A 20,257-nucleotide genomic window follows, 5' to 3' on the forward strand; every position below is an offset into this window, starting at 1 on the left:
ATGTCTCATATATCCGAAAATATCTTTTCGGCGCTTTCTTTGCATGCCAACCAGACGTTTATGGATTATAACGGAGCGCATTACAGTTATCGCATGCTTGCTGTTAAAATGGCGGGTATCGCAGCGGCTGTCAATGCACTGCCATATCGACCTGAAGCACTGGTAATCTGTGTTCAGAACCCTTTTTTTCATTGTGCCGTGATGTTTTACAGTGCGGTTTCCGGTATACCCTATGTTCCTGTCGACAAGGGATTACCTGAGCAGCGGATTTCATTGATGCTGAATACGCTCAGCGGGAAGAAAGTCATCTGCGTTGATGGGAAAACAAAAAGTATAATTCAGGATTCTATCGGGGATATTTTGGATATTGCTGGTTTAGACAGTGCGAACCCGATATCGAATATTCATTCTCCCGCCCCTGATTCCTTACAATATATCATCTTTACTTCGGGATCTACCGGTGTGCCAAAAGGCGCGGCTGTCTATAATGAAAGTTTTGACAATACGTTGAAATGGTATCGCCGGCTCATTGACCCACAGCCGGGTGAGCGTTGCTTAATTGTCAGCTCATTGTCGTTCGATTTGACGCAGAAAAATATTTTTATCGGCATGATGAGTGGCAGTGTGCTGCATTTTATTGATGGTTTGGTTTTTGAGCCGCAGAATATTCGTGAGCAAGTCAATCGCCATTCATTTAAGTGGATAAATTGTGCGCCCAGTGCTTTCTCCTTGATTGTGGAGAATTTATCAAAAAATAGCCTTGCTTCAATACAGACAGTTGTTCTGGGGGGCGAAGTGATTAACTCGCAGACGCTGCTTCAGTTGCGCCGTGATGGCGTTAACACGCGTTTCATTAACTCTTACGGCCCGACAGAGTGCGCGGATGTTGCATTTTGGCATGAAATAAGCGACGAGGATCTTACAAAGGGGCGAATACCGATCGGAAAACCGATCCCGGGGGTTTACTTCGAAGTTTCTTATGAGGATGCTCAACGCAGAGTTGGGGAACTGATTCTTAAAGGTATCTGTGTAGGGGCGGGGTATATCAATAATGAAGGGGCCACGAAGAATTCCTTTCTTCGTTTAACTGCAGATGCCGGGTGTCAACGCGCTTATCGCACAGGAGACATTGTGACGGAAGAGGCCGATGGGACGTTGGCGTTTGTTTCCAGAACAGATGATCAGATCAAGTATCGCGGCAACCGTATCGAGCTCGGAGAGATAGAGCGCACGTTTCGAGATATGTCGGAAATAAAAGAGGTTGTGGCAAAGTTAGTTAACCAAGATCTCGTTGTTTTTGTCGTTCTCAGCGATCATCGGCGCCAAGCCGATCCTCACTTCACCGCCTTTTTGAGGAAACAGGCCGGTTATACGCTCCCTGCTTATTCGATACCAACCCGGTTCGTTTTTTTATCGGCATTTCCATTGAATAATAGCGGCAAGATTGATCGCACTTCATTAACGACGCTGTTTCCCGCAGTTAGCCATACCGTGCAGGCGAAAACATTTTTCGACATGACCGTCGATGCGCTTAGAGGGATTGCAGGCGTCATCAGCGCAGGCTTGATGACTGCGGACGAGGGCGAAACCGTGCCTTCCCTGGACTCGCTTGAGATCGTCGCTTTCTCGGGCGTGCTCAGACAGGTGGCGGAGCCGCCGATAAAAGTTCGCGATATCATGACAACGCCATCGCTGGAGGCACTGGCCAGAACGTTAACATTTAAGCGTGGCGTTCATTCAATACGCTGCTATCCCATCGGAATGGATGTCAACAAGAGCGAGAATGGCAGCCGTGTACTCAGCGGTAAAAATGGAAAGATTGAAATTATCGCCGAGTATGAAATATCTAAAGAAGTTATCGAGAACGGCAGGGAGACATCGGCGTGTATAGAATTGCCAAGTGGAAGAGTACGTAAACGTATTGAGGTCGTTAACCCTACTTGCAAAGGAATTTATTTCGAATCTGTTTCCGAGGCGCGATCTGGCGCATATAACATTCCGCTGATTATACAATGTGAGACTTCGTTAGCCATCAATGAGACGCTTGAAAAATTTGTCGGTTTGCTGGATGAACACGAAATTCTCAGATCAAACCTGTATTTTAACAATGGCCTATTGTCCTATAGCTTATGTCCGACGTTAACGGCAGAGAGGATAATGAAAACGCCGGCCCTTTTCCAGACGGTAACCGAGAAACAGGCAATTAAGGCGATCGATAAGCCATTTGATCTTGAAGATGGGTATCTTTTTCGCGTGTTGTTTATAAAGCGGAAGAGAGGAGGGAGTCTGCTATTTATTTTTCATCACATAATAATAGATGGCTTATCCTTAGGGCTTATACGGGAGCAGTTGCTTTCCTGTGACGACAAACCCGTTATTTTTCCGCCTTGTACGTTAGAAGAATATTACCAATACACGAAGCTCGCGTTCGAATATGACCAAAACGTGCTGGAAGAAAAGGCAAGTCAGTTGGCGTTGACCTTTACGGATACGGAGGAAACGCCATTGTCTGCTTCTTATCCAGAGTTTCAGCGTATTTTACGCGTTAAAGAAGAAAATGTTCTTCGGCTCAGAAAATGGTGCCGCCGGCATAACCTGTCCGTTACATCGTGGTTTTTCTCAATGGCGATTTTGCACTATCAGAGCGAAGCCGGACGTGCTGAGTTCAATGTGCTTTTCCCAAATGCGAACCGTAATGTCCAGCAGGTCAGTCAAGTGATCGGTTGTCTGGTTAATAGCTCGCTGATTACTGTCAGGCTGAACGGTATCTCTGCGTTTTCCGCGCTTTGCCGTTACGTGAGCGAAGAGCTTATTGCCGACATCCTCGATCACCCGAATATGCCGCTTTCCGCTTTTCTGGCCAGAGAAAACGTCAATATTGCGTTCCTTTTCACGGCGGTAAATTATCAACGCCCCTCGCTAACGCGTTCTCCCGGTGAGGTTTACAACCCCCGGTCGCGCGCGGAGTGTGGCATTGAAGTACAAGAGTACGATGATTGTATCGAGGTTATTTTTAATGGCTATGGCCATCCGCGAACGCTGAGTTTCATCGACTCATTGATGAATGCGTTAAGTGATATTAAACCTTCGGATTTCCCTGTTTCGTTTGTTTGTCAGCCACCGGAAAATGCCGACGACCTGATGCCGGAAAGTTCACCGAAAGCACTGTCCGGCACGGTTTGTCCGCCTGACAATAAAAAGGATGACGCATTTAACCGGCGTTTTGACTCCTTGTGCAAAAGCATTCTCGGCGTGGGCCAAGACTGGGCTATGCCGGATAGGGATACGCCTCTGTTCGAGTGCGGTTTGGATTCTCTCACAGCTATTAACCTTGTAAGGCGAATTAACAGTGAATTTGATGTGCGTTACTCTTTAAGACAATTGTTTAAAGACAGAACCTTTGCCGATGTCGCAAGCAGTCTGGCGACCATGAAATATACCCATAAGCACAACAATCGCATAGCACCGTCGGTTTACCGCATTTATCCTTCGCAGTCGGCGCTGTTGAAAAGGGATAATGTTATTCCTGGGGATAGGGAAAATATCATCTCGGTTGCGTTGATCTTTAATGAGAATGTTGATGTATCAGGTTTTACCTCGCATTTTAAAAATTTCTTGAATATCCATCCGGAACTGTTTATCGGCGAAGAAAATGCGCGCACGCAGGTTTGCGAAAATTTCACCGTTCAGCATCATGGCAAAGTTTATGTTGATGAAGACGATGCGGCCCTTATCCATGTGATTGACGCCTTAACGTGGGATGTCTTCGAACCTCATAAAGAGGTGCTTTTGCGGGCGCATACTTTCCGGCTGCCGGGAGGAGAACATCTTCTTTATTGTCTGTTCCATCACGCGGTCTGGGATGGCGGTTCGGCAAAATTGTTTTTCTCCTTCATCGAACGCTCCTTGAACGAAGGTAATGCGTATTCATCTGTTTGTCGAAGTGAATCGCTGGGCCGGGATGGCATGTCGGCTCAGGAATCCGTTGCCTATTACAGGCACTACTTTACAACCGTAGCAAAGAACGGGATTCATATCAGCAATTCATCGTTTGCGCGTCGTCATGGGAAATCCGTCTCTAAAGTGATCTCAGACACTTTCGATTTCACGCAAATCGATACGGCATGTCGTAAGCGTGGGTATGCATTCTCACTGCGTTGTGCCTGGGAGATGTGGCGTCTGACGCGTGGACTTGGTTTTTGCGGTTTCAGCAATATGGTCGATAAACGACATGATTACGGTGCTGAGGGAAAAATGGCATACCTTGTTGAACCGCTGCCTTTTTTCGTGCAAGACAATGTTTCATTTGATGAGTTCGTAATGCTGCATTATTCGCACCTTAGTCATCTTTCTTGCTCATCTGACGACCTGATGTCAATCGCGGAGGAATGTGACATACAGGCTGAACTCAAAGAGCTGATTGAAGTGCGGTTTTATTTCCAAACTCATTGGAAAGATATTTGTCAGTCAGGAGATAAATGGAAAGAAAGTCGGATTGACAATCATATCCCGTGGGATGTCGTAAATAGCGGCCTTTCGGTGTATTTTAATATAAATAATGGGCGGTTGAGCTTGGAATGCCGTTTTAGTGATGATTTTGTCAATGAGATAATACTTGTTAAAGAAATTGACGCTTTAACGAGGCGTCTCTGTAATTTTCTTGGCGAGTCATTGGACGAGAATGTTATCTGCTGAATAGCGGCAAGGGATGTTTATGACTGGAGTCAAGAATCAAGCATCGTCGCTTGTCATCAAAGAAGGACGGGTGCTATCGCGTAATTGCTGTGCGTTGTATATGGTTAACAGCTTTGCCTATTTTATGGCGTGGCCGCTCTTGACCATTTTGATGGTGAAGCAATACGGCATGACTCATCTTGCTGTAGGGACAATATTCACGGCAGCCTTATTGCTTAATGCTACCGTGGCGCTTTTCAGCAGCGTCATTATCCGGAGAATAGGCGCCAGAAATAGTATTTTTAGCGGGCTTTTTCTGCAATGCATCGGCTTCATCATCATCGGACTCGCCAACGTTCCGATGTGGGCGGTTATCGGATTGCTGGTTATTTCCACAGGTCGAGGCGCATTTGAAAGCCCAATGAAAACGTATCTTTCCGATAATATTTTAGACAAAGGGATGCTGTTCAAGACCTTTCAGTTGACCTATCTTTTTGTTAATGCAGGGGCAGCATGCGGTCCGCTTTTTTCAATGACGATAGGCCTTAAAAATATCAATGCAAACTTTTGGGTAGCTGGTGTGGTTTTTCTGGCTATGGCCATTTTTGTTATCCTTTTTTTTAACAATAACAAAGTCATTCACCCTGAGGATAAGGTTGTCAGAGAGTATAAGCAGGCGATTAAGAATAAAATCTTCCTCTGCTTACTGGCGTCTGAAATTGTTCTGGCGTATGTCTTTATTCATTACGACACAACGTTCTATCAATATATCACTACGTTGAGTTTGAAAAAACCGGCCGAAATAATTTCATTCGCCGTCATGATAAATAGCGTCGTGGTAATTGTCACTCAGGCCATTTTTGTTTCTCTATTGTCTTCTATATCGAAAACCAAGCGTGTTTATATCGGCAGCGCCTGCTTTGTCATTTCCGGTTCGCTGATCGGTTTTGCTGCGCCGCTTGCGGGTGAACACTTTGAGCTTCTGTTTTATTGCGCAGTGGTCTTTGTCGGTATCGGCGAAGCGGTGTTATTTCCGTTATCCGCTATTCTCGTTGATCGTATCGCTCCGGAGGGGGCTAAAGGCACTTATTATGCGTTAACCAATCTTTATCTTCTGGGATTTGCGGCCGGCCCTATTATCGGCGGTTGGGCGCTGACGCAAGGGTGGATGACGGTATTTTGGCTTTCAGACGCCGTATTTGTCCTATTGGCAGCTGGCTTGCTGTTGGCGGCGATTCGCCACACGTCAGCAACCAGGTTTTCAGATAGTAACGATGTTCAATGTTATTCGGCGGGCGCGCAAAAGGAAGCTGACTGAATGGCTGCTTATTTTGCACGGAACGAGGGCATGAGGCTCAGAGGAAAAATGAAAAAGACGATTGTGATTTTTGGCGGTAGCTCGGGTACGGGGCTGGCGATAATCAAGGCGTTGAGCGGCGAATATCATACCGTTTGCGCATCGCGTACCGAACCTCCAGCCGAGGCAAAGGCCGATCAGTGGCTATCTTGTGATGTGCGGCGGTCGGAAGCGGTCAATAACGTTTTTAACACGCTGCAAGGTGAAATTCACGCCGTTATTAATTGCGCAGCCACTGGAGCCTATGCGCCATTTTCCCCTGAGTATCACGCCTACTGGCAAGAGATTGTCGATACCTGCGTCATGGGGGCGGTGAATGTCATGAGCGCTACTTGTAAATATGTTCCTCAGTGCGAGCATCTGCTCACCATAGGCTCCGTCGCCAGCCGCCGGCCCAGCCCTACGCCGGGAAATGATATCTACGCAGCGGCGAAAACGGCCGTTAGCCGTCTTCAAGAGGATTTTCGCTTGCGCCTGCGTCAAGAAGGAGTGGCGATGCGAGTGACCCTGTTGACGCCCGGCTATATTGAGGGAACCCGTTTTGGCGAGACTTTCTATCGCAGCAATCCCGAGATGCAGGAACCGCTGTTCGCCGCTTTTCAGTCCTTAGTCCCTGACGACATTGCCCAGGCTGTGTTGTGGTGCCTTTCACGGCCCTCCCATGTCGAAGTGTCTGAGTTAGTGATACGCCCCAGAGAGCAGGCTTGCTGATACCTCATTTAGAACGTCTCTGAACAGGAGTAAAGAACCATGACATCCAAGATCCTTATTGTCGGATACGGATTTGCAGGAAAAAGAATGCATACCGTGCTCAATTACTCAAATCAAAATCATAAAAATGCATTCAGGCAGATAGTGATTGCAGACCCCAAAATGACTGGGCAAGTCGATGGGGTGCTGGCGACTTATCACGATGTCGAACAGGCGCTTAAACATCATCGATTCGAGGCGGCAATTGTCACTGTCAATGAAGAGCATCATCACGGCATTTTGAAGCGGCTCACCGAGGCCGACATTCCTCGGATCCTTTGTGAAAAACCACTGACCGCAACCTTGGATGAGGCAAAGGAGCTTGAACCGGCGTTGAGCGCCAAGATTTTCTCCATGAATCTTGTGGAGCGTTTCAGCCCCGTGTTTAAGGATTTTTTCGCGTGGCGAAATACTGTGGAAACACTGAAGCCTGTTCGCGTGCAGCTCTATTGGGGAAAAAACAGAGTAAGGGATTGCAGACCGACTATGGGGGTGCTCAGTGAAGCGATTCATCCTCTCGACCTAGCCTCTTTTGCTTTCGGCATTCGCGAGATCGACGTCATCGGCGGGTTTATGCATCACAGCAATTTCTCTAACCGCCCGGAAGATGCGATAGCCGACTCATTGCATTGCAAACTTATCAGCGAAGACCGCTGCATTATTTCGGCGCATGCTTCCTTCACCTGGATGTCTCGCCGGCGTGAAATGTTCGCGCATCTGGTGGGAGCGAAAGACAGCTATATCGTTCATTTTACTTTCGATATGCCGCGTTGGGATTGCGACAGCGTCACCGTCAGCCGCATCGACCCCAAAGATGGTCACCGAACTACGGTTTTGCAGAAATCATATACAAATCAGAACTTCCCCGAACCGCTGGATCAACTGAGTAAAGTCTATCGATTCGTGACCCGCTCGATTGATGATAAACCTGCTCGTATGAATGAACCCGACAGTATCGTTGGATTGGAACAGGCGATGCGCCTGCAGACCTGGCTGGAACAAATACATCTGGCGTTGGAACCGCAAAGCAAGGGCCAAGCCGAAAAGCTATTCGCATCCTGACAACGTGATGGAGGGGGAGTTATGCATCTCTGTGAGAATGAAGCGGCACAGATAGCACACAGGACATTCGAACGTTGGTTTGAAGAGGAAAAAGGGCGGATTTCAGACGCACTTACCGACTATATCAGTATCGATACCACGTCGCCTAACGAGTGGCGAGCCAGACCTTTTCTAAAAGAATTGCTTGAACCGCTCGGCTTTACGCTGACGGAGTTGACGCTGCCGGATAGCTTTTGGTCGCATCCCGAACGTGCGCCCGAGCCGGTTTCCAAGCTCTCCGCACACTCTTCGCTGTTACGTGCCCACCGGCCGGGAAAACCTGGAGGAAGGCACATTATTGTCAATGCGCATGTGGATGTCGTGCCGCTGCAACCGGAGTTTAAAGATGGCATGACGGCCCGGGTTTTCGAGGACAGAATCGTTGGCCGCGGCGCGGTCGATACCAAAGGCAACCTCATCATGTTCGTTGAGGCGCTGCGTTGGCTTATAGCATCGGGCAACGATACCGATCATGCATTGACCCTCGATTTGGTCTCAGAAGAGGAAATTGGCGGTAACGGCGCATTGGCTTCCACGCTCAGCGGCTGCCTGGCGGATTGCTGTCTGGTGCTGGAACCGACCGGCGGCGAAATCTTCAGAGGGCACCGAGGTTGCGTGACGTTTGAGGTCGAGTTCACCGGGCATGCCCGTCATATGGGGGATGCGAAAGAAACGGAGTTTACGGCAATTGACGCCGCGACGGAGGCGGTTCGTCAGTTAAAAAATCTGGAGAAACGCCTCGACGGCGAAAAGGTTCTCGTTCCTGCATTCATCGATTGGGAGAGAGCCTTACAGATTAATGTGGGGGAAGTTAAAGGGGGAGATTGGTATGGCTCGACGCCTCGTTCCTGCAAAATATCCGGTAATTGCGGTTTCCTGCCCCATCAGGGGTTGGGGGGAACGCAAGAGAGGCTTAAACACTTCTTTTCAGCGCTTGTCGAAAATATGCCCGGCATAGGGTTTTCATTAACCTGGCCAGCATTGCGCAACGAATCCTGCCTGATCCCTATGGACAACCCATTCATCACTGCACTTGCCGCGCTCACCGGGCATAAAGCGCCGTTTCGCGCCTGGAATGTGAGCTGCGATGGGCGGCATTACGCCCGATTAATGGGGGTCCCGACGGTGATTTATGGCTGTGGAAGCCTGAAGGAGGCGCATGCGGTAAACGAAACGCTTTATTTTCATGAGCTTAAAGAAGGCATTGCGCTGACTGCAAAAATTTTGATTGATCCCCTAGGAGGAAAGTGATGAGCCATACAGTATTTCGACCTGGCATGGATAATCGCGGCATCGGCCATTGCGCATATACCGACCCGCGCCCGGTGTTCCGGTTATTTGAAGATTGCGCTGCGCGCAACCCGAAGGCTGATGCGCTGATCCACAATGGCCGTCATGTCAGCTATGCGGCTCTGGATGACAAAGCGAATGGCTATGCTTGGGCGATACAGCAAGCCGGCCTGGGCCGCGGCGATATCGTTCTTCTCGCGCTTCCCCGGGGCGAGGCATTGATCGCTGCGCTTATCGGCGCACAGAAAGCGGGGGTGGTTTATCTCCCGATCGATCAGGAATTTCCCGCTGCGCGAGTCGACTATATGGCGCAAGACGCCAACGCTCGAGCGGTCATTACCCACCGTGAAAATGCTGCCTCATGGCAGGACAAAGTGTCACAAATCATCTTTCAAGAAGATATCGAGGCGACCCCGGCGCGAGTGGAGGCCGATGTTGACTGGCTCGAACCGATGTATGTCATTTATACCTCGGGCACGACCGGTAAACCGAAAGGGATCATGCAGTGCCATCAAACCGTCAGCAACTTGGTGCAATGGCATAACCAGGCTTCGGGCATCGACTGCACAGGGCGCGTGCTGCAGTTCGCTTCTTTTGGATTTGATGTCTATCTTCAGGAACTGTTCCCGGCGCTGACGACCGGAGGCACCGTCGTTTTGATTGATGAACAGGATCGCATCGATCCTGCAGCGGTGGCCAAATGCATTACCGATAGCGAAATTTCAACCCTGTTTCTACCCGTCTCAGTGCTTTCCGCGCTGTTTGAAGATCCTTCGACGCTACCCGACACTCTGGTTCATATCGTAACGGCGGGTGAGCCGCTGGTGATCACCAGGAAACTGCGCGAAGAGCTGAACAAACGGCCCAATCTGATCATCTGGAATCACTACGGCGTGTCTGAATCGCATGTCGTGACGCAAGCTGGATACTCCGCCGCAACGCATTTGCCGGAAAACCCGAATCTTGGCCGCCCGATCGATAATGTCGTCATCTCGATTCTCAACGATGATGGCGTGCCAGCAAAAGACAATGAGCCGGGAGAGATTTGGATTAGCGGTGCCTGTCTGGCGCAGGGATATATCAATATGCCGGAAAAGACGGCGGTGCTGTTCCGAGAATGTGACGGTGTAATGTGGTATCGGACGGGGGATTACGGCTACTTTTTGCCGGGCGGCGAGATCGTTTTCACAGGGCGCAAAGATGATCAGGTGAAAATTTCAGGGCATCTTGTCGTGCTGAGCGAAGTCGAGTCGGCGCTCTTGCAACATCCCGCCGTTTCGTCCTGCGCTTGTACCGTTCAGGGTGCTGCTGCCGATGGCGTCATCCTCGCGCACTGCACGCTGCGTGAAAACGTTGATGCCGGCGCGTTGAGGGAGTTTGTCTCCGCGCTTTTACCCTCCTGGTCAGTGCCGGGCAGAATCGTTTTCCATGAAAAGTTGCCTATCGGCGCAACGGGCAAGGTTGACCGGCAAGCCCTGGCCGTACCGGAATACCTGGACAGAAATCAGATGGGCGTGCCGTTCGAGCCTGCCAGCGATGCTTTGGGCGGCATCATACTCGATACGTTGGAGAGCGTGCTGAATCTGCGTGGGATTGGCATGCAGGATACCTTCGCGCTCCTGGGGCTAAGTTCGCTCAATATGATTAGGGCTGCCACGCTATTGAGTCAAAAAGTCGAGCGGACGATCAGTCCGATGGCGTTCTTCGAATGTGCGGATCCCGCCGGATTGAGAGACGTATTGGCCGGTAAGCCTGAAAAAGACGCTTCGACGGCGGCGGAACGTAGGGCGACGAATAAGATCGCCATTATCGGCATGTCGGGGCTGTTCCCGGGTGCTGACGATATTGCAACGCTCTGGGAGGCCATGCTGGCGGGCAACAACATGCTGAGCCGGCTGGAGGAAGAGGGAGATGCGTTGCCGGAGGCTGCACTCCTGCCGAAGAAGCGAGGCAAAAACCGTTTTATCGGGCGTATAGAAGGCATGGGCAGTTTCGACCCGTCGCTGTTTGGCCTCTCTGCCCGTGATGCTTTATGGATGGATCCGCAACAGCGCAAGTTTCTTGAACAATCATGGCGCTGTTTTGAAGATGCGGGTATTGATCCTCGGAGCATCCACGGGCGAGTCGGGGTCTTTGCCGGTAGTGCTGAGAGCACTTATCTATTTTATCTCCAGCCCCGCATACGCAGCAGCCTAGACTATCTGAACACGGTAATCAGCGCAGATAAAGATTTTCTCGCCACTCGCGTAGCGTGGCATCTGAACCTGCATGGGCCAGCGATGAACGTACAGAGCGCATGTTCCACCGGGCTTCTTGCGGTTCACGAGGCCTGTCAGGCAATTAGGAGCGGTGAATGTGATATGGCGCTGGCGGGAGCTTCTTCTTTGATGATCCCGCAGGAAAGGCATATTCCTTATGAGCCTAATACGATCTTTTCCGAAGATGGGTTGACGAGGCCGTTCGATGAACGTCGCGATGGTACCACTATGACCAATGCCGTTGCCGCACTGTTGCTTAAACCGCTGGACGCGGCGCAGCGTGATGGCGATCCGATCTATGCGGTCATCAGCGGTACCGGCGTTAGCAATGATGGGCACCGAAAGGCCAGTTTTTCTGCCCCCAGCGTGACCGGGCAGGCTGAGGCGATCAGGGGAGCGTTAGCGAACGCCGGCGTGACGCCCGCGGATATTTCTTTCATTGAGACGCACGGTACGGCGACAAAGCTGGGCGATCAGATTGAGCTTGCGGCATTGAGTCAGGTATTTGACGTCCCCGAACGTCAGGGCCAATGCATCCTGTCATCCGTCAAAGCGAATCTTGGGCATGCGAACCGCGCAGCCGGAACCGTTGGGCTGATTGCCGCGGTTCTTTCATTGTCTCATCGAACGGTGCCGGGTTTGGCGCATTTTGTCCGGGCCGACGAGGCGTTGGCATTGGATCGTTCGCCTTTTCGCATTGCGCAGCGGCCGGAACGCCTGCCAGAAAAGGGAACGTTATACGCCGGGGTCAGTTCTTTCGGGATTGGCGGCACCAATGTCCATCTCGTTATTGAATCTGCGCCGACGTACCCCGAGATGAGAGAAACGGCACAGACGGAATTGCTGTTGCTTTCCGCGTCGACCACCGAGAAATTGGACGCGCTCAAACGTTCGCTTGTTCACGCATTAAGAAAACGGCCTTATTTCCTTTCTCAGGTTGTCAACACGTTGAACATCGGCCGGCCGGCTTTTAAGCACCGAGCTGCGTTTGTCGCCGATAGTACGGCCGATTTATGCGCGCGTCTTGACGGCGATCTTTACGCCGCGCATGGCGATGAGAGCAAACGCACGAAATCAATCTGGCTCTTTACCGACGCGCCATTACCTTACTTAGGGGCCGGCAAAGCGTTTTATGACCGAAATCCCACCTTCCGCCAGGTAATCGACAGCACCATTGCCGCTATGGATGAGAACGAGAGTGGCAAGGCGTTCAGCGAGTGGTTCGGCGACGCGCCTTCAGCAGTTGAGTATAAGCAGTGCGCGGTTTGGCGGCCGTTGAGTTTTATGGTTCAGATGGCGGCGGCGCGCGCACTGATGGCACTGGGCGTACAGCCGGACGTGATTGCCGGTGGACGCGAGAGTGCATTGGCCTATCTGGTTTTGTCACAGGCCTGTACGCTCGAAGCGGCGCTGACATTGATGGCCCGGCTGAGTGAGGCGGGCGAGGCGCAAGAGATCGGCGCGCTCATCAATAATTTCAGCGCTGTGCTTGATCCCACCGATGCCAAATTGGATTTCCACTTCGTGTCATCGTCTACGGGCCAGTACCTGTCCGTGAACGCGCTCTGCGAGAAAGAAACGCTACGCGCAACGTTGAACCGGGAGAGTGCAGGCTCCGGCGGGCTGCGTCGGCCCCCGGCGGATGAAATGGAGGAGATCGTCATCTTGGGCGCCGCCTCTTTGAGTGCCGCTGTTCCGCCGATTGAGCCGGAAAAACGTGAGGTATTTCTCTTCTCTGCAACGGCGGGTGATGAAATGGCCTCTTTTGCCCGCGTCATCGGCAAGCATTGGTGTTCCGGCGGACATGTAGATCGTGCCAAATTGGTGGCGAAATGGGGGCTCCGCATCAACGGTTTGCCCGGTACTGTCTTTGAGAAACGCGAGTACATGTTGCCCCTTGAATACCCGACGAGTGTACCGGCTCAGCCTACGCCTACCGCTTTGCCACTGGCTCAGCAGCTCTGGCACAGAGAGTTGCAGAGCGAACCGCCCGAACGTTTATTCGACTGGGCGGCGCTGGTTCAGCGCTCGCCAGCTTGGAGCGTTGTCGGCAATGATCGCCAGAGCAAAGCGCTGGCCGAGCGAATGCGGCGGGCGGGGCTTGTCATTCATTACGTCGAACCACAAAACCTGGCTAACGGACTGCCTGCTGATTCGGTCATCATCAGCGCGACAGATGCGGCGGCGGAGCAGCGATTATTGCTCGTTGCCCGGTGTTTGAAGGCCATGAAATCAGCGAGAGAAGCGGAGTTACTCATCGTCCGCCATGAAGATACGACATCTCCCAATTTTATTCCCGACGCGGCGTTGGCCACGGCCGCCGCCGTCGCGGCGATTGAATATCCCGGTATCAAATGCCGTTTCGTGACTTTTGATGCCGTGGCCTCGCTTGATGTGATGGATGTTCAACTGGCGACAGAAATGGGGGCGCTTACCGAGAGGCCGCAAGCATCGACGATTGTATGGCGCGAGGGCGGGCGTTTTGAAGAAACCTATTCCGCTCGCGCGGCTTTTGCTACAAATATGCCCAATCTCGATAAAAACAGCGTGGTTTTCATTACAGGCGGCACGGGGAATGTTGGGCAGGTTCTCTCTGACATGCTGGCGGTGAAACTGCGGTGTCGTTTGGTGTTAACCGGTCGCAGGCCGATGGAGGAACCGGGCGTCAAGGCGCAGATGAGATCGCTTCAGGAGCGGGGGAGTGAGGCGATCTATATACCGTGCGATGTGAATGACGGGCAACAGGTCTATCAGGCGCTCGATCTGACCGTCAAAAAATTCGGCAGGCTTGATTTGGTGTTCCATCTTGCCGCGTCAATCAATGAAGAGCGTTTCCTTTGTTTCCTCGCCGATCTTTCCGAAGACAAACTGAAAGAGCAAAGTGATCCGAAAATCAGAGGGATGCACGCGCTGGACAACGGGCTGAAAGCATTAGCGTTGGCGCCGGAACGGATCGCGTTCTCTTCCATTTCCGTCACGTTGGGCGGCGCAGGCTATGCGCCATACACCCTCGCGAATAGACTGATGCTGCACGAAGGGCTCGCGGCAGGGTGGCGTCTTATTCATTGGGATGTGTTTGAGAAAACGGCGCAGTCAGCGGGCGAAGGCCGCATTGCCCTCGGCTCCAGCCTGAAAGGCGCAGGTCTTACGGGGGAGGATGCCTGGCATGCCCTGGCGCACGTTTTGGCGACCTCGGCAAGAGAAACCGCCGTATTCAAGTTTTCGCCGTTTAACCGGCCAACGAGCGCCAGAAAGAAAACCGCGACGCTTGAGCCGCATTCGGCGCAAGAGAGCGACGTATTGAGAGAGCGTCTGAGCCGGCTATGGGCGGATAATCTCGAACTGGATGCGCTGCCTGAACATGCGGATTTCCTCGCGCTGGGCGGTGATTCGATGGCGGCTATCGGCATCACGATGGACATTCGCAGCAGTTTGGCTATTGAGGTCCCGCCTGAACAACTGCTCAACAACACTGAATTTGATGCGTTTGCCCGCAGCATCGCTGAACTTGTCCGGCAGGCTAACGGTGGCGCATCGCATGAGGATGCGCTGGATAAATCGATACGCCTTATTTGGGAGGAGCAGTTGGAGCAAGAGCACCTTGCCGCAGACACGGATTTTCTCTCGGCGGGCGGTGACTCGGTATCGGCGATCGGCGTGACGATCGATATTCGGCATCAGTTGGGCATCGACATCGATCCCGATCTGCTATTGCGACATCCTCGCTTGGACACGTTTTGCCGGGCAGTCAGGGATATTACTGAACAGCGCGTTGCAGACACGGACAGCGGCTTGGCCGAAGCGATTCGGAAAATATGGGAGGATAATCTGGAGGTGCGGATCACGGACCGGAAAGCGGATTTTCTTGCGGCGGGGGGCGACTCCGTGTCAGCGATTGGCGTGACGATGGATATACGCGAGAAGCTTGGTATAGATGTCACGCCTGATGTCTTGCTACAGCATACAGGTTTGGATGTCTTTATCGATAGAGTGGCCGCACTGACCTCGCCTGAACCACAACACCCAATGGCCCAAAAGCCGTTGTCGTATCGCGCGTCTCCCTTGCAGACTCGATGGTTCTATATGCACAGGGAAGGTTATGGGAATCTGATCATGCCCGTCAGCCTTAAGGGCGATATCAATGTGGCTGCCTTGCGAGAGGCCATTGATGGCGCTATTGGCGACTTTGACGCTTTACGTACAGTGTATCATGAAGAAAGTACGGGCATTATTCGGGCGGATGTTCTTTCCAGAGAAAAACTGACACCCACGCAGATCTTGCCGGAAGAGGCCCAGGCGTCGGGGCAACTCGGCGAGCTGATTAATGCATTGCAGGCTTCGCCGTTGCCTCTTACGGCGCCGCCGATAAGAAGCTGGATCCTGCGAACATCGGCAACCAGCGTATTGATCATCATTCATACTCATCATATTTGCTTTGATGGATGGACCACGGCGCTGCTTTCGGATGCCATTCGCTCTTATTATGAAGACGACATAGGGCCGTCGGACATTAAGCCCTATAGTCTGGCGGCGGCGGAGGCATACTCCTGGCTTGAGGGCACCCAGGGCAGGGAACAATTGGCGCGTTTACGCTCGCTGTTCAAAGGGGCACCGTTGCCCGTCAGACCTAGGCCGGACCGTAACGGCAACGACGCTGAACGCGCCGCGCACAAGGTGAACAGCACGCTGTCACCGCAGGCGGTCGAGAGGATGCGTGGCAAGGCCGCGGCCAACGGCGTGACGCTGTTTACTGCCATGATGGCCGCTTTCGCTCGGTTGTTATCCGAGTTTTCAGGCGAATATGATCTGATCTTCGGTACAACCAGCAGTGGCAGAATGGCTTCAGGGGCAGATCGTACCGTGGGCGTGTTTGTCAATCCTCTGCCGGTAAGAATTAAATTGGATGCGGAGAATATGCAGCGCAGCGCTTTAACGGCGGCGCGCGAGGCGACTTTCATGATACAGGCGGGGATGCGTTTTCCGATTACCGAGTTGGTGGCGCATGTTGATCCCTTCACTCAGCGAGAGCTTAATGACGCGTTTACGTCTTATTTCCTCTATCAGAACTTTAAAAAGCCATCGAAATGGAAAGGTATTGAATATGAAATAGGTGAGCCGGAAGATAACACGGAAAATTCAGACTTAATGCCTTTCGTGAGCAAAGAGGAAATATTAATGCGTCATCTTGAGCTGATCGTCTTTGAGCGCGACGACGGCAGCCTTTCCCTCAATCTTTGGGGACGAAAGGGCCTGTATTCATCAGCTTGGCTGCAGGCCATATTGGAGCGGTACAAGTGGCTTGCTGACGAGTAATATGTTAGCTTGAAACATTATATATATTAATTAATTGAGTAAAGGAGAAAACATGGCCTCTGTGCTTTTGGCGTCGCAAATGGGGATCCGTGTGGCGCGAGAGATGCCAGCCGGCGTCGATTCAATTTCTCACGCTTGGTTGCTTCGAGGCGGTTATCTTTTCCAGCATGCGGCAGGCATTTTTTACTTTTCTCCCCTGTTGTATCGCGTCGAGCAAAAAGTCTCCGCGTTGATTGCCGAAGAGATCACCAAGGAAGGGGGCAGCCAAGTGCGGCTGCCAATTCTTCAGAATGCCGAGCTTTGGAAACAGTCGGGTCGTTGGGACGTGTATCGCCACGAAAAGTTGATGTTCCAACTGACCGATCGCAAAGAAAGAGAGTTCGGTTTGTCGCCTACGGCGGAGGAAGCGGTGTGCGATATGGCGAAGAAAATGATCGTCTCTTCAGCCCAGCTGCCGCTTATTTTTTTCCAGCAAAATATGAAGTTTCGCGATGAACTGCGTCCGCGCTCCGGCCTACTGCGAACCCGTGAATTCATCATGATGGATTCCTATAGTTTCGACATCGACGAAGCGGGGTTGGACGTTTCATATCAGAAGATGCGTCAAGCGTACCAGGCTATTTTTGAACGGTTAGGACTCAATTACATTACCGTTCAGGCGGACAGTGGCGCGATAGGCGGGGCCAGCTCGGAAGAGTTCATGTCGATCAGTGAAGCGGGCGAAGATACGCTGCTGTTCAATGATACCTATGCAGCCAACTTGGAAAAGGCGGCCTCCCTGCCGGCGGAACCGATCCGCGTACCGGAGGCGGAAAAACGCATTGTTGAAGCGAATCAACGCACGCTGGAAGCTGTCTCGGTGGAGTATGGATTTTCTCCGTCATCAACGCTGAAAACGGCGTTGTATGACATTCACCATGCGGGCAGCAAAGAGCGCGTCGTCGTATTAATGCGTGGTGATTGCGATGTGAATATTGTCAAACTGGCGAACGCGTTTGGCGGTCTGGAAGCGGTGTTGGTCGATGATGCTGAAATCAATCGCCTCATTGCGGCTAAACCTGCTTTTCTTGGACCGTTCGGTGCGGTCGCGGATCTGAAAATGGTGGCCGATAAAAGTCTTGAGGGGCTGACGTCGTTACTGACTGGAGCTGGGGAGCCAAACAAATTCGCATTGTCTGTTAAGCCGGGCCGAGATTTTCCTTTACCCGAGTACGTTGATATCCGCGAAGCGAAAGTGGGAGAACTGGGGCCGGACGGCTGCCCGCTTAAACAGTGCCGTGGCGTTGAAATCGGACATATTTTCAAACTGGGCGACAAGTACTCCAGGGCGCTTAACGCTGGCGTCAATGACAGCACGCAGACCTTCCGTCATTTCCAGATGGGGTGCTATGGCATCGGCACTACGCGGGTCATCGCCGCATTGGTCGATCAGAATAGCGATCCGCAAACGGGGCTGATTTGGCCATTGCAGGTTGCGCCGTTCCATGTTCATTTGGTCGCTCTGAAAGCCTCGTTGCAGCCAGAAGCTTTGAAACTTGCAGCGTCACTCGCCGAAAAAGGCGTTGAAGTGATGGTTGACGACCGCAAAGGCTCGGCTGGGGAACTGCTGAAAGATTCTGATATCCTCGGTTTGCCTTTGCGGATCGTGATCGGCCGTGATTTCTCCGAAGGTAAAGTGGAGTTTCTCAATCGCCTGAATGATGAGCGTACGTTGGTGCAGGTTGATGAGCTACTTGAGAAGGTTTCAACGATAGTATCCGTAGCACTGGCGTAACATTGCCCCCTCCCCCGCAAGGGGCTATCGCGCTTGCGGGGGCTCCTACGTCGGAGGCTATGCAAAGTGATGACTTCGTGCGGGTGACCATCGACCATATCGCGCGGGCCATGGGCAACGACGCGGAGCAGCAGCAATTTCTGGCGGCCTGCACCCGCATCCTGCAACCCTACCTCGCCGCGCGCGGGCTGCGCTGGGAGCTGCACGTGGACGAAACGCCGTTCTCACTGTGGACTATCGAAGGTTTGAAGCCCCCGTTGCCGGGGACGGCGGCGGGGGAGCGGTGGTGCAAGGAGAACCGGCCTTCGGTGTGGGAAGGGATAATGGGGTAAGTCTGGGGATATCAGGACAAAAAAAATCCACGCCGAAGCGTGGATTTTTCCGTTTCCGGCAGCCGAGAGCAATGCTGCGGGGAAGGGCTTAGACGTTGAACAAGAAGTTCATTACGTCGCCGTCTTTGACGATGTAGTCTTTACCTTCGGAGCGCATTTTGCCGGCTTCTTTGGCGCCTTGTTCACCCTTGTAGGTGATGAAGTCATCATAAGAGATGGTTTGCGCGCGGATAAAGCCTTTCTCGAAGTCGGTGTGGATCTTGCCGGCCGCCTGCGGAGCGGTGGCGCCGACCGGGATGGTCCAGGCGCGCACTTCTTTCACGCCGGCGGTGAAGTAGGTCTGCAGGTTCAGCAGCTCGTAACCGGCGCGGATCACGCGGTTCAAGCCCGGTTCTTCCAGGCCCAGCTCGGCCATGAACTCGTCGCGCTCTTCGTCTTCCAGCTCGGCGATGTCGGATTCCACGGCGGCGCACACGGCAACCACCACGGAGCCTTCGGCGTCGGCGATTTTACGCACGGTGTCCAGGTACGGGTTGTTCTCGAAGCCGTCTTCGTTGACGTTGGCGATGTACATGGTCGGCTTCAGCGTCAGGAAGCTCAGGTATTTGATCGCCGCTTTGTCTTCGTCGCTCAGATCCAGCGCGCGCAGCATGCCGGCGTTTTCCAGGTGCGGCAGGCATTTCTCCAGCGCCGCCAGCTCGGCCTTGGCGTCTTTGTCGCCTCCTTTGGCTTTCTTCTGCACGCGGTGGATGGCGCGCTCGCAGGTGTCCAGGTCAGACAGCGCCAGCTCGGTGTTGATCACATCGATATCTTCGGCCGGATCGACCTTGTTGTTGACGTGAATGATGTTGTCGTTCTCGAAGCAGCGCACCACGTGGCCGATGGCTTCGGTTTCGCGGATGTTGGTCAGGAACTGGTTGCCCAGGCCTTCACCCTTGGACGCGCCTTTCACCAGGCCGGCGATGTCGACGAATTCCATGGTGGTCGGCAGAATGCGCTGCGGCTTGACGATCTCGGCCAGCTTATCCAGACGCGGATCGGGCATCGGCACCACACCGGTGTTCGGTTCAATGGTGCAGAACGGGAAGTTGGCTGCTTCAATGCCCGCTTTGGTCAACGCGTTGAACAGGGTGGATTTGCCTACGTTAGGCAGGCCGACGATACCGCATTTGAATCCCATGTTGTAATCACCTTAAATATCTTAACTATCAGTTGGTTAGATTTAACCAACTGCATAAAGGGCAAAATAATGCCGCCATTATACACGTAATGGGCGTTTATCTCGATCAGACTTGTTTGGCCGGGGCGAGCGCAGCGCCCGCGGCCGGTTTTTGATTGAGATTTGGATCACATTTACCCATACTGGCCGTTCCGATTAACCGACAGGAAACGCGCCGGATGTATTTCT

General features: G+C 52.4%; 9 protein-coding genes. 8 read left to right on the plus strand and 1 reads right to left on the minus strand.

Going from position 1 to position 20,257, the window contains the following annotated elements; translation table 11 throughout:
- The 8 genes from ACK3CV_RS10600 to ACK3CV_RS10635 are packed head-to-tail and all read left to right on the plus strand — an operon-like array spanning position 1 to position 18,849.
- A complete protein-coding gene (locus ACK3CV_RS10600) occupies positions 1–4,695 on the plus strand; it encodes an AMP-binding protein (protein ID WP_164039906.1) in 4,695 nt (1,564 codons plus the stop codon).
- 19 nt (positions 4,696–4,714) lie between these two features.
- Positions 4,715–5,992: an MFS transporter gene (locus ACK3CV_RS10605; protein WP_164039907.1), complete on the plus strand. Its 1,278-nt coding sequence runs from the start codon at positions 4,715–4,717 to the stop codon at positions 5,990–5,992.
- Positions 5,993–6,742: an SDR family oxidoreductase gene (locus tag ACK3CV_RS10610; protein ID WP_164039909.1), complete on the plus strand. Its 750-nt coding sequence runs from the start codon at positions 5,993–5,995 to the stop codon at positions 6,740–6,742.
- Positions 6,743–6,781: 39 nt separating this feature from the next.
- The gene (locus tag ACK3CV_RS10615) at positions 6,782–7,843 is read left to right on the plus strand and encodes a Gfo/Idh/MocA family protein (protein ID WP_164039911.1); all 1,062 of its coding nucleotides are present in this window, start codon (positions 6,782–6,784) and stop codon (positions 7,841–7,843) included.
- Positions 7,844–7,864: 21 nt separating this feature from the next.
- The gene (locus ACK3CV_RS10620) at positions 7,865–9,133 is read left to right on the plus strand and encodes a M20 family metallopeptidase (protein ID WP_164039913.1); all 1,269 of its coding nucleotides are present in this window, start codon (positions 7,865–7,867) and stop codon (positions 9,131–9,133) included.
- Positions 9,133–16,743 (plus strand): non-ribosomal peptide synthetase, encoded by a 7,611-nt coding sequence (locus tag ACK3CV_RS10625; RefSeq protein ID WP_164141491.1) that lies wholly within the window; start codon positions 9,133–9,135, stop codon positions 16,741–16,743. The genes ACK3CV_RS10620 and ACK3CV_RS10625 overlap by 1 nt, the downstream gene beginning before the upstream one ends.
- A 52-nt stretch (positions 16,744–16,795) precedes the next feature.
- Positions 16,796–18,517, plus strand: coding sequence for a proline--tRNA ligase (locus ACK3CV_RS10630; protein ID WP_164039917.1), 1,722 nt, complete (start codon positions 16,796–16,798; stop codon positions 18,515–18,517).
- 59 nt (positions 18,518–18,576) lie between these two features.
- Complete coding sequence (locus ACK3CV_RS10635; RefSeq protein WP_239504652.1) at positions 18,577–18,849, plus strand: tautomerase family protein; 273 nt, start codon at positions 18,577–18,579, stop codon at positions 18,847–18,849.
- Between the two features lie 88 nt (positions 18,850–18,937).
- Here the strand turns inward: ACK3CV_RS10635 and ychF are convergent, their stop codons facing one another.
- Entirely contained in the window at positions 18,938–20,029 is a 1,092-nt protein-coding gene (ychF, locus tag ACK3CV_RS10640) for a redox-regulated ATPase YchF (RefSeq protein ID WP_033646394.1), read from the minus strand.
- Positions 20,030–20,257 lie beyond the last annotated feature (228 nt).

The sequence above is a fragment of the Serratia sp. TSO36 genome (assembly GCF_057808395.1).

What these genes read in the sequence shown, in the direction of transcription:
- ACK3CV_RS10635 (WP_239504652.1), top strand. Translation starts at nt 18,577, where the DNA reads ATGCAAAGTGATGACTTCGTGCGGGTGACCATCGACCATATCGCGCGG.
- ACK3CV_RS10620 (WP_164039913.1), top strand. Translation starts at nt 7,865, where the DNA reads ATGCATCTCTGTGAGAATGAAGCGGCACAGATAGCACACAGGACATTC.
- ACK3CV_RS10625 (WP_164141491.1), top strand. Translation starts at nt 9,133, where the DNA reads ATGAGCCATACAGTATTTCGACCTGGCATGGATAATCGCGGCATCGGC.
- ACK3CV_RS10630 (WP_164039917.1), top strand. Translation starts at nt 16,796, where the DNA reads ATGGCCTCTGTGCTTTTGGCGTCGCAAATGGGGATCCGTGTGGCGCGA.
- ACK3CV_RS10610 (WP_164039909.1), top strand. Translation starts at nt 5,993, where the DNA reads ATGGCTGCTTATTTTGCACGGAACGAGGGCATGAGGCTCAGAGGAAAA.
- ACK3CV_RS10600 (WP_164039906.1), top strand. Translation starts at nt 1, where the DNA reads ATGTCTCATATATCCGAAAATATCTTTTCGGCGCTTTCTTTGCATGCC.
- ACK3CV_RS10605 (WP_164039907.1), top strand. Translation starts at nt 4,715, where the DNA reads ATGACTGGAGTCAAGAATCAAGCATCGTCGCTTGTCATCAAAGAAGGA.
- ychF (WP_033646394.1), bottom strand. Translation starts at nt 20,029, where the DNA reads ATGGGATTCAAATGCGGTATCGTCGGCCTGCCTAACGTAGGCAAATCC.
- ACK3CV_RS10615 (WP_164039911.1), top strand. Translation starts at nt 6,782, where the DNA reads ATGACATCCAAGATCCTTATTGTCGGATACGGATTTGCAGGAAAAAGA.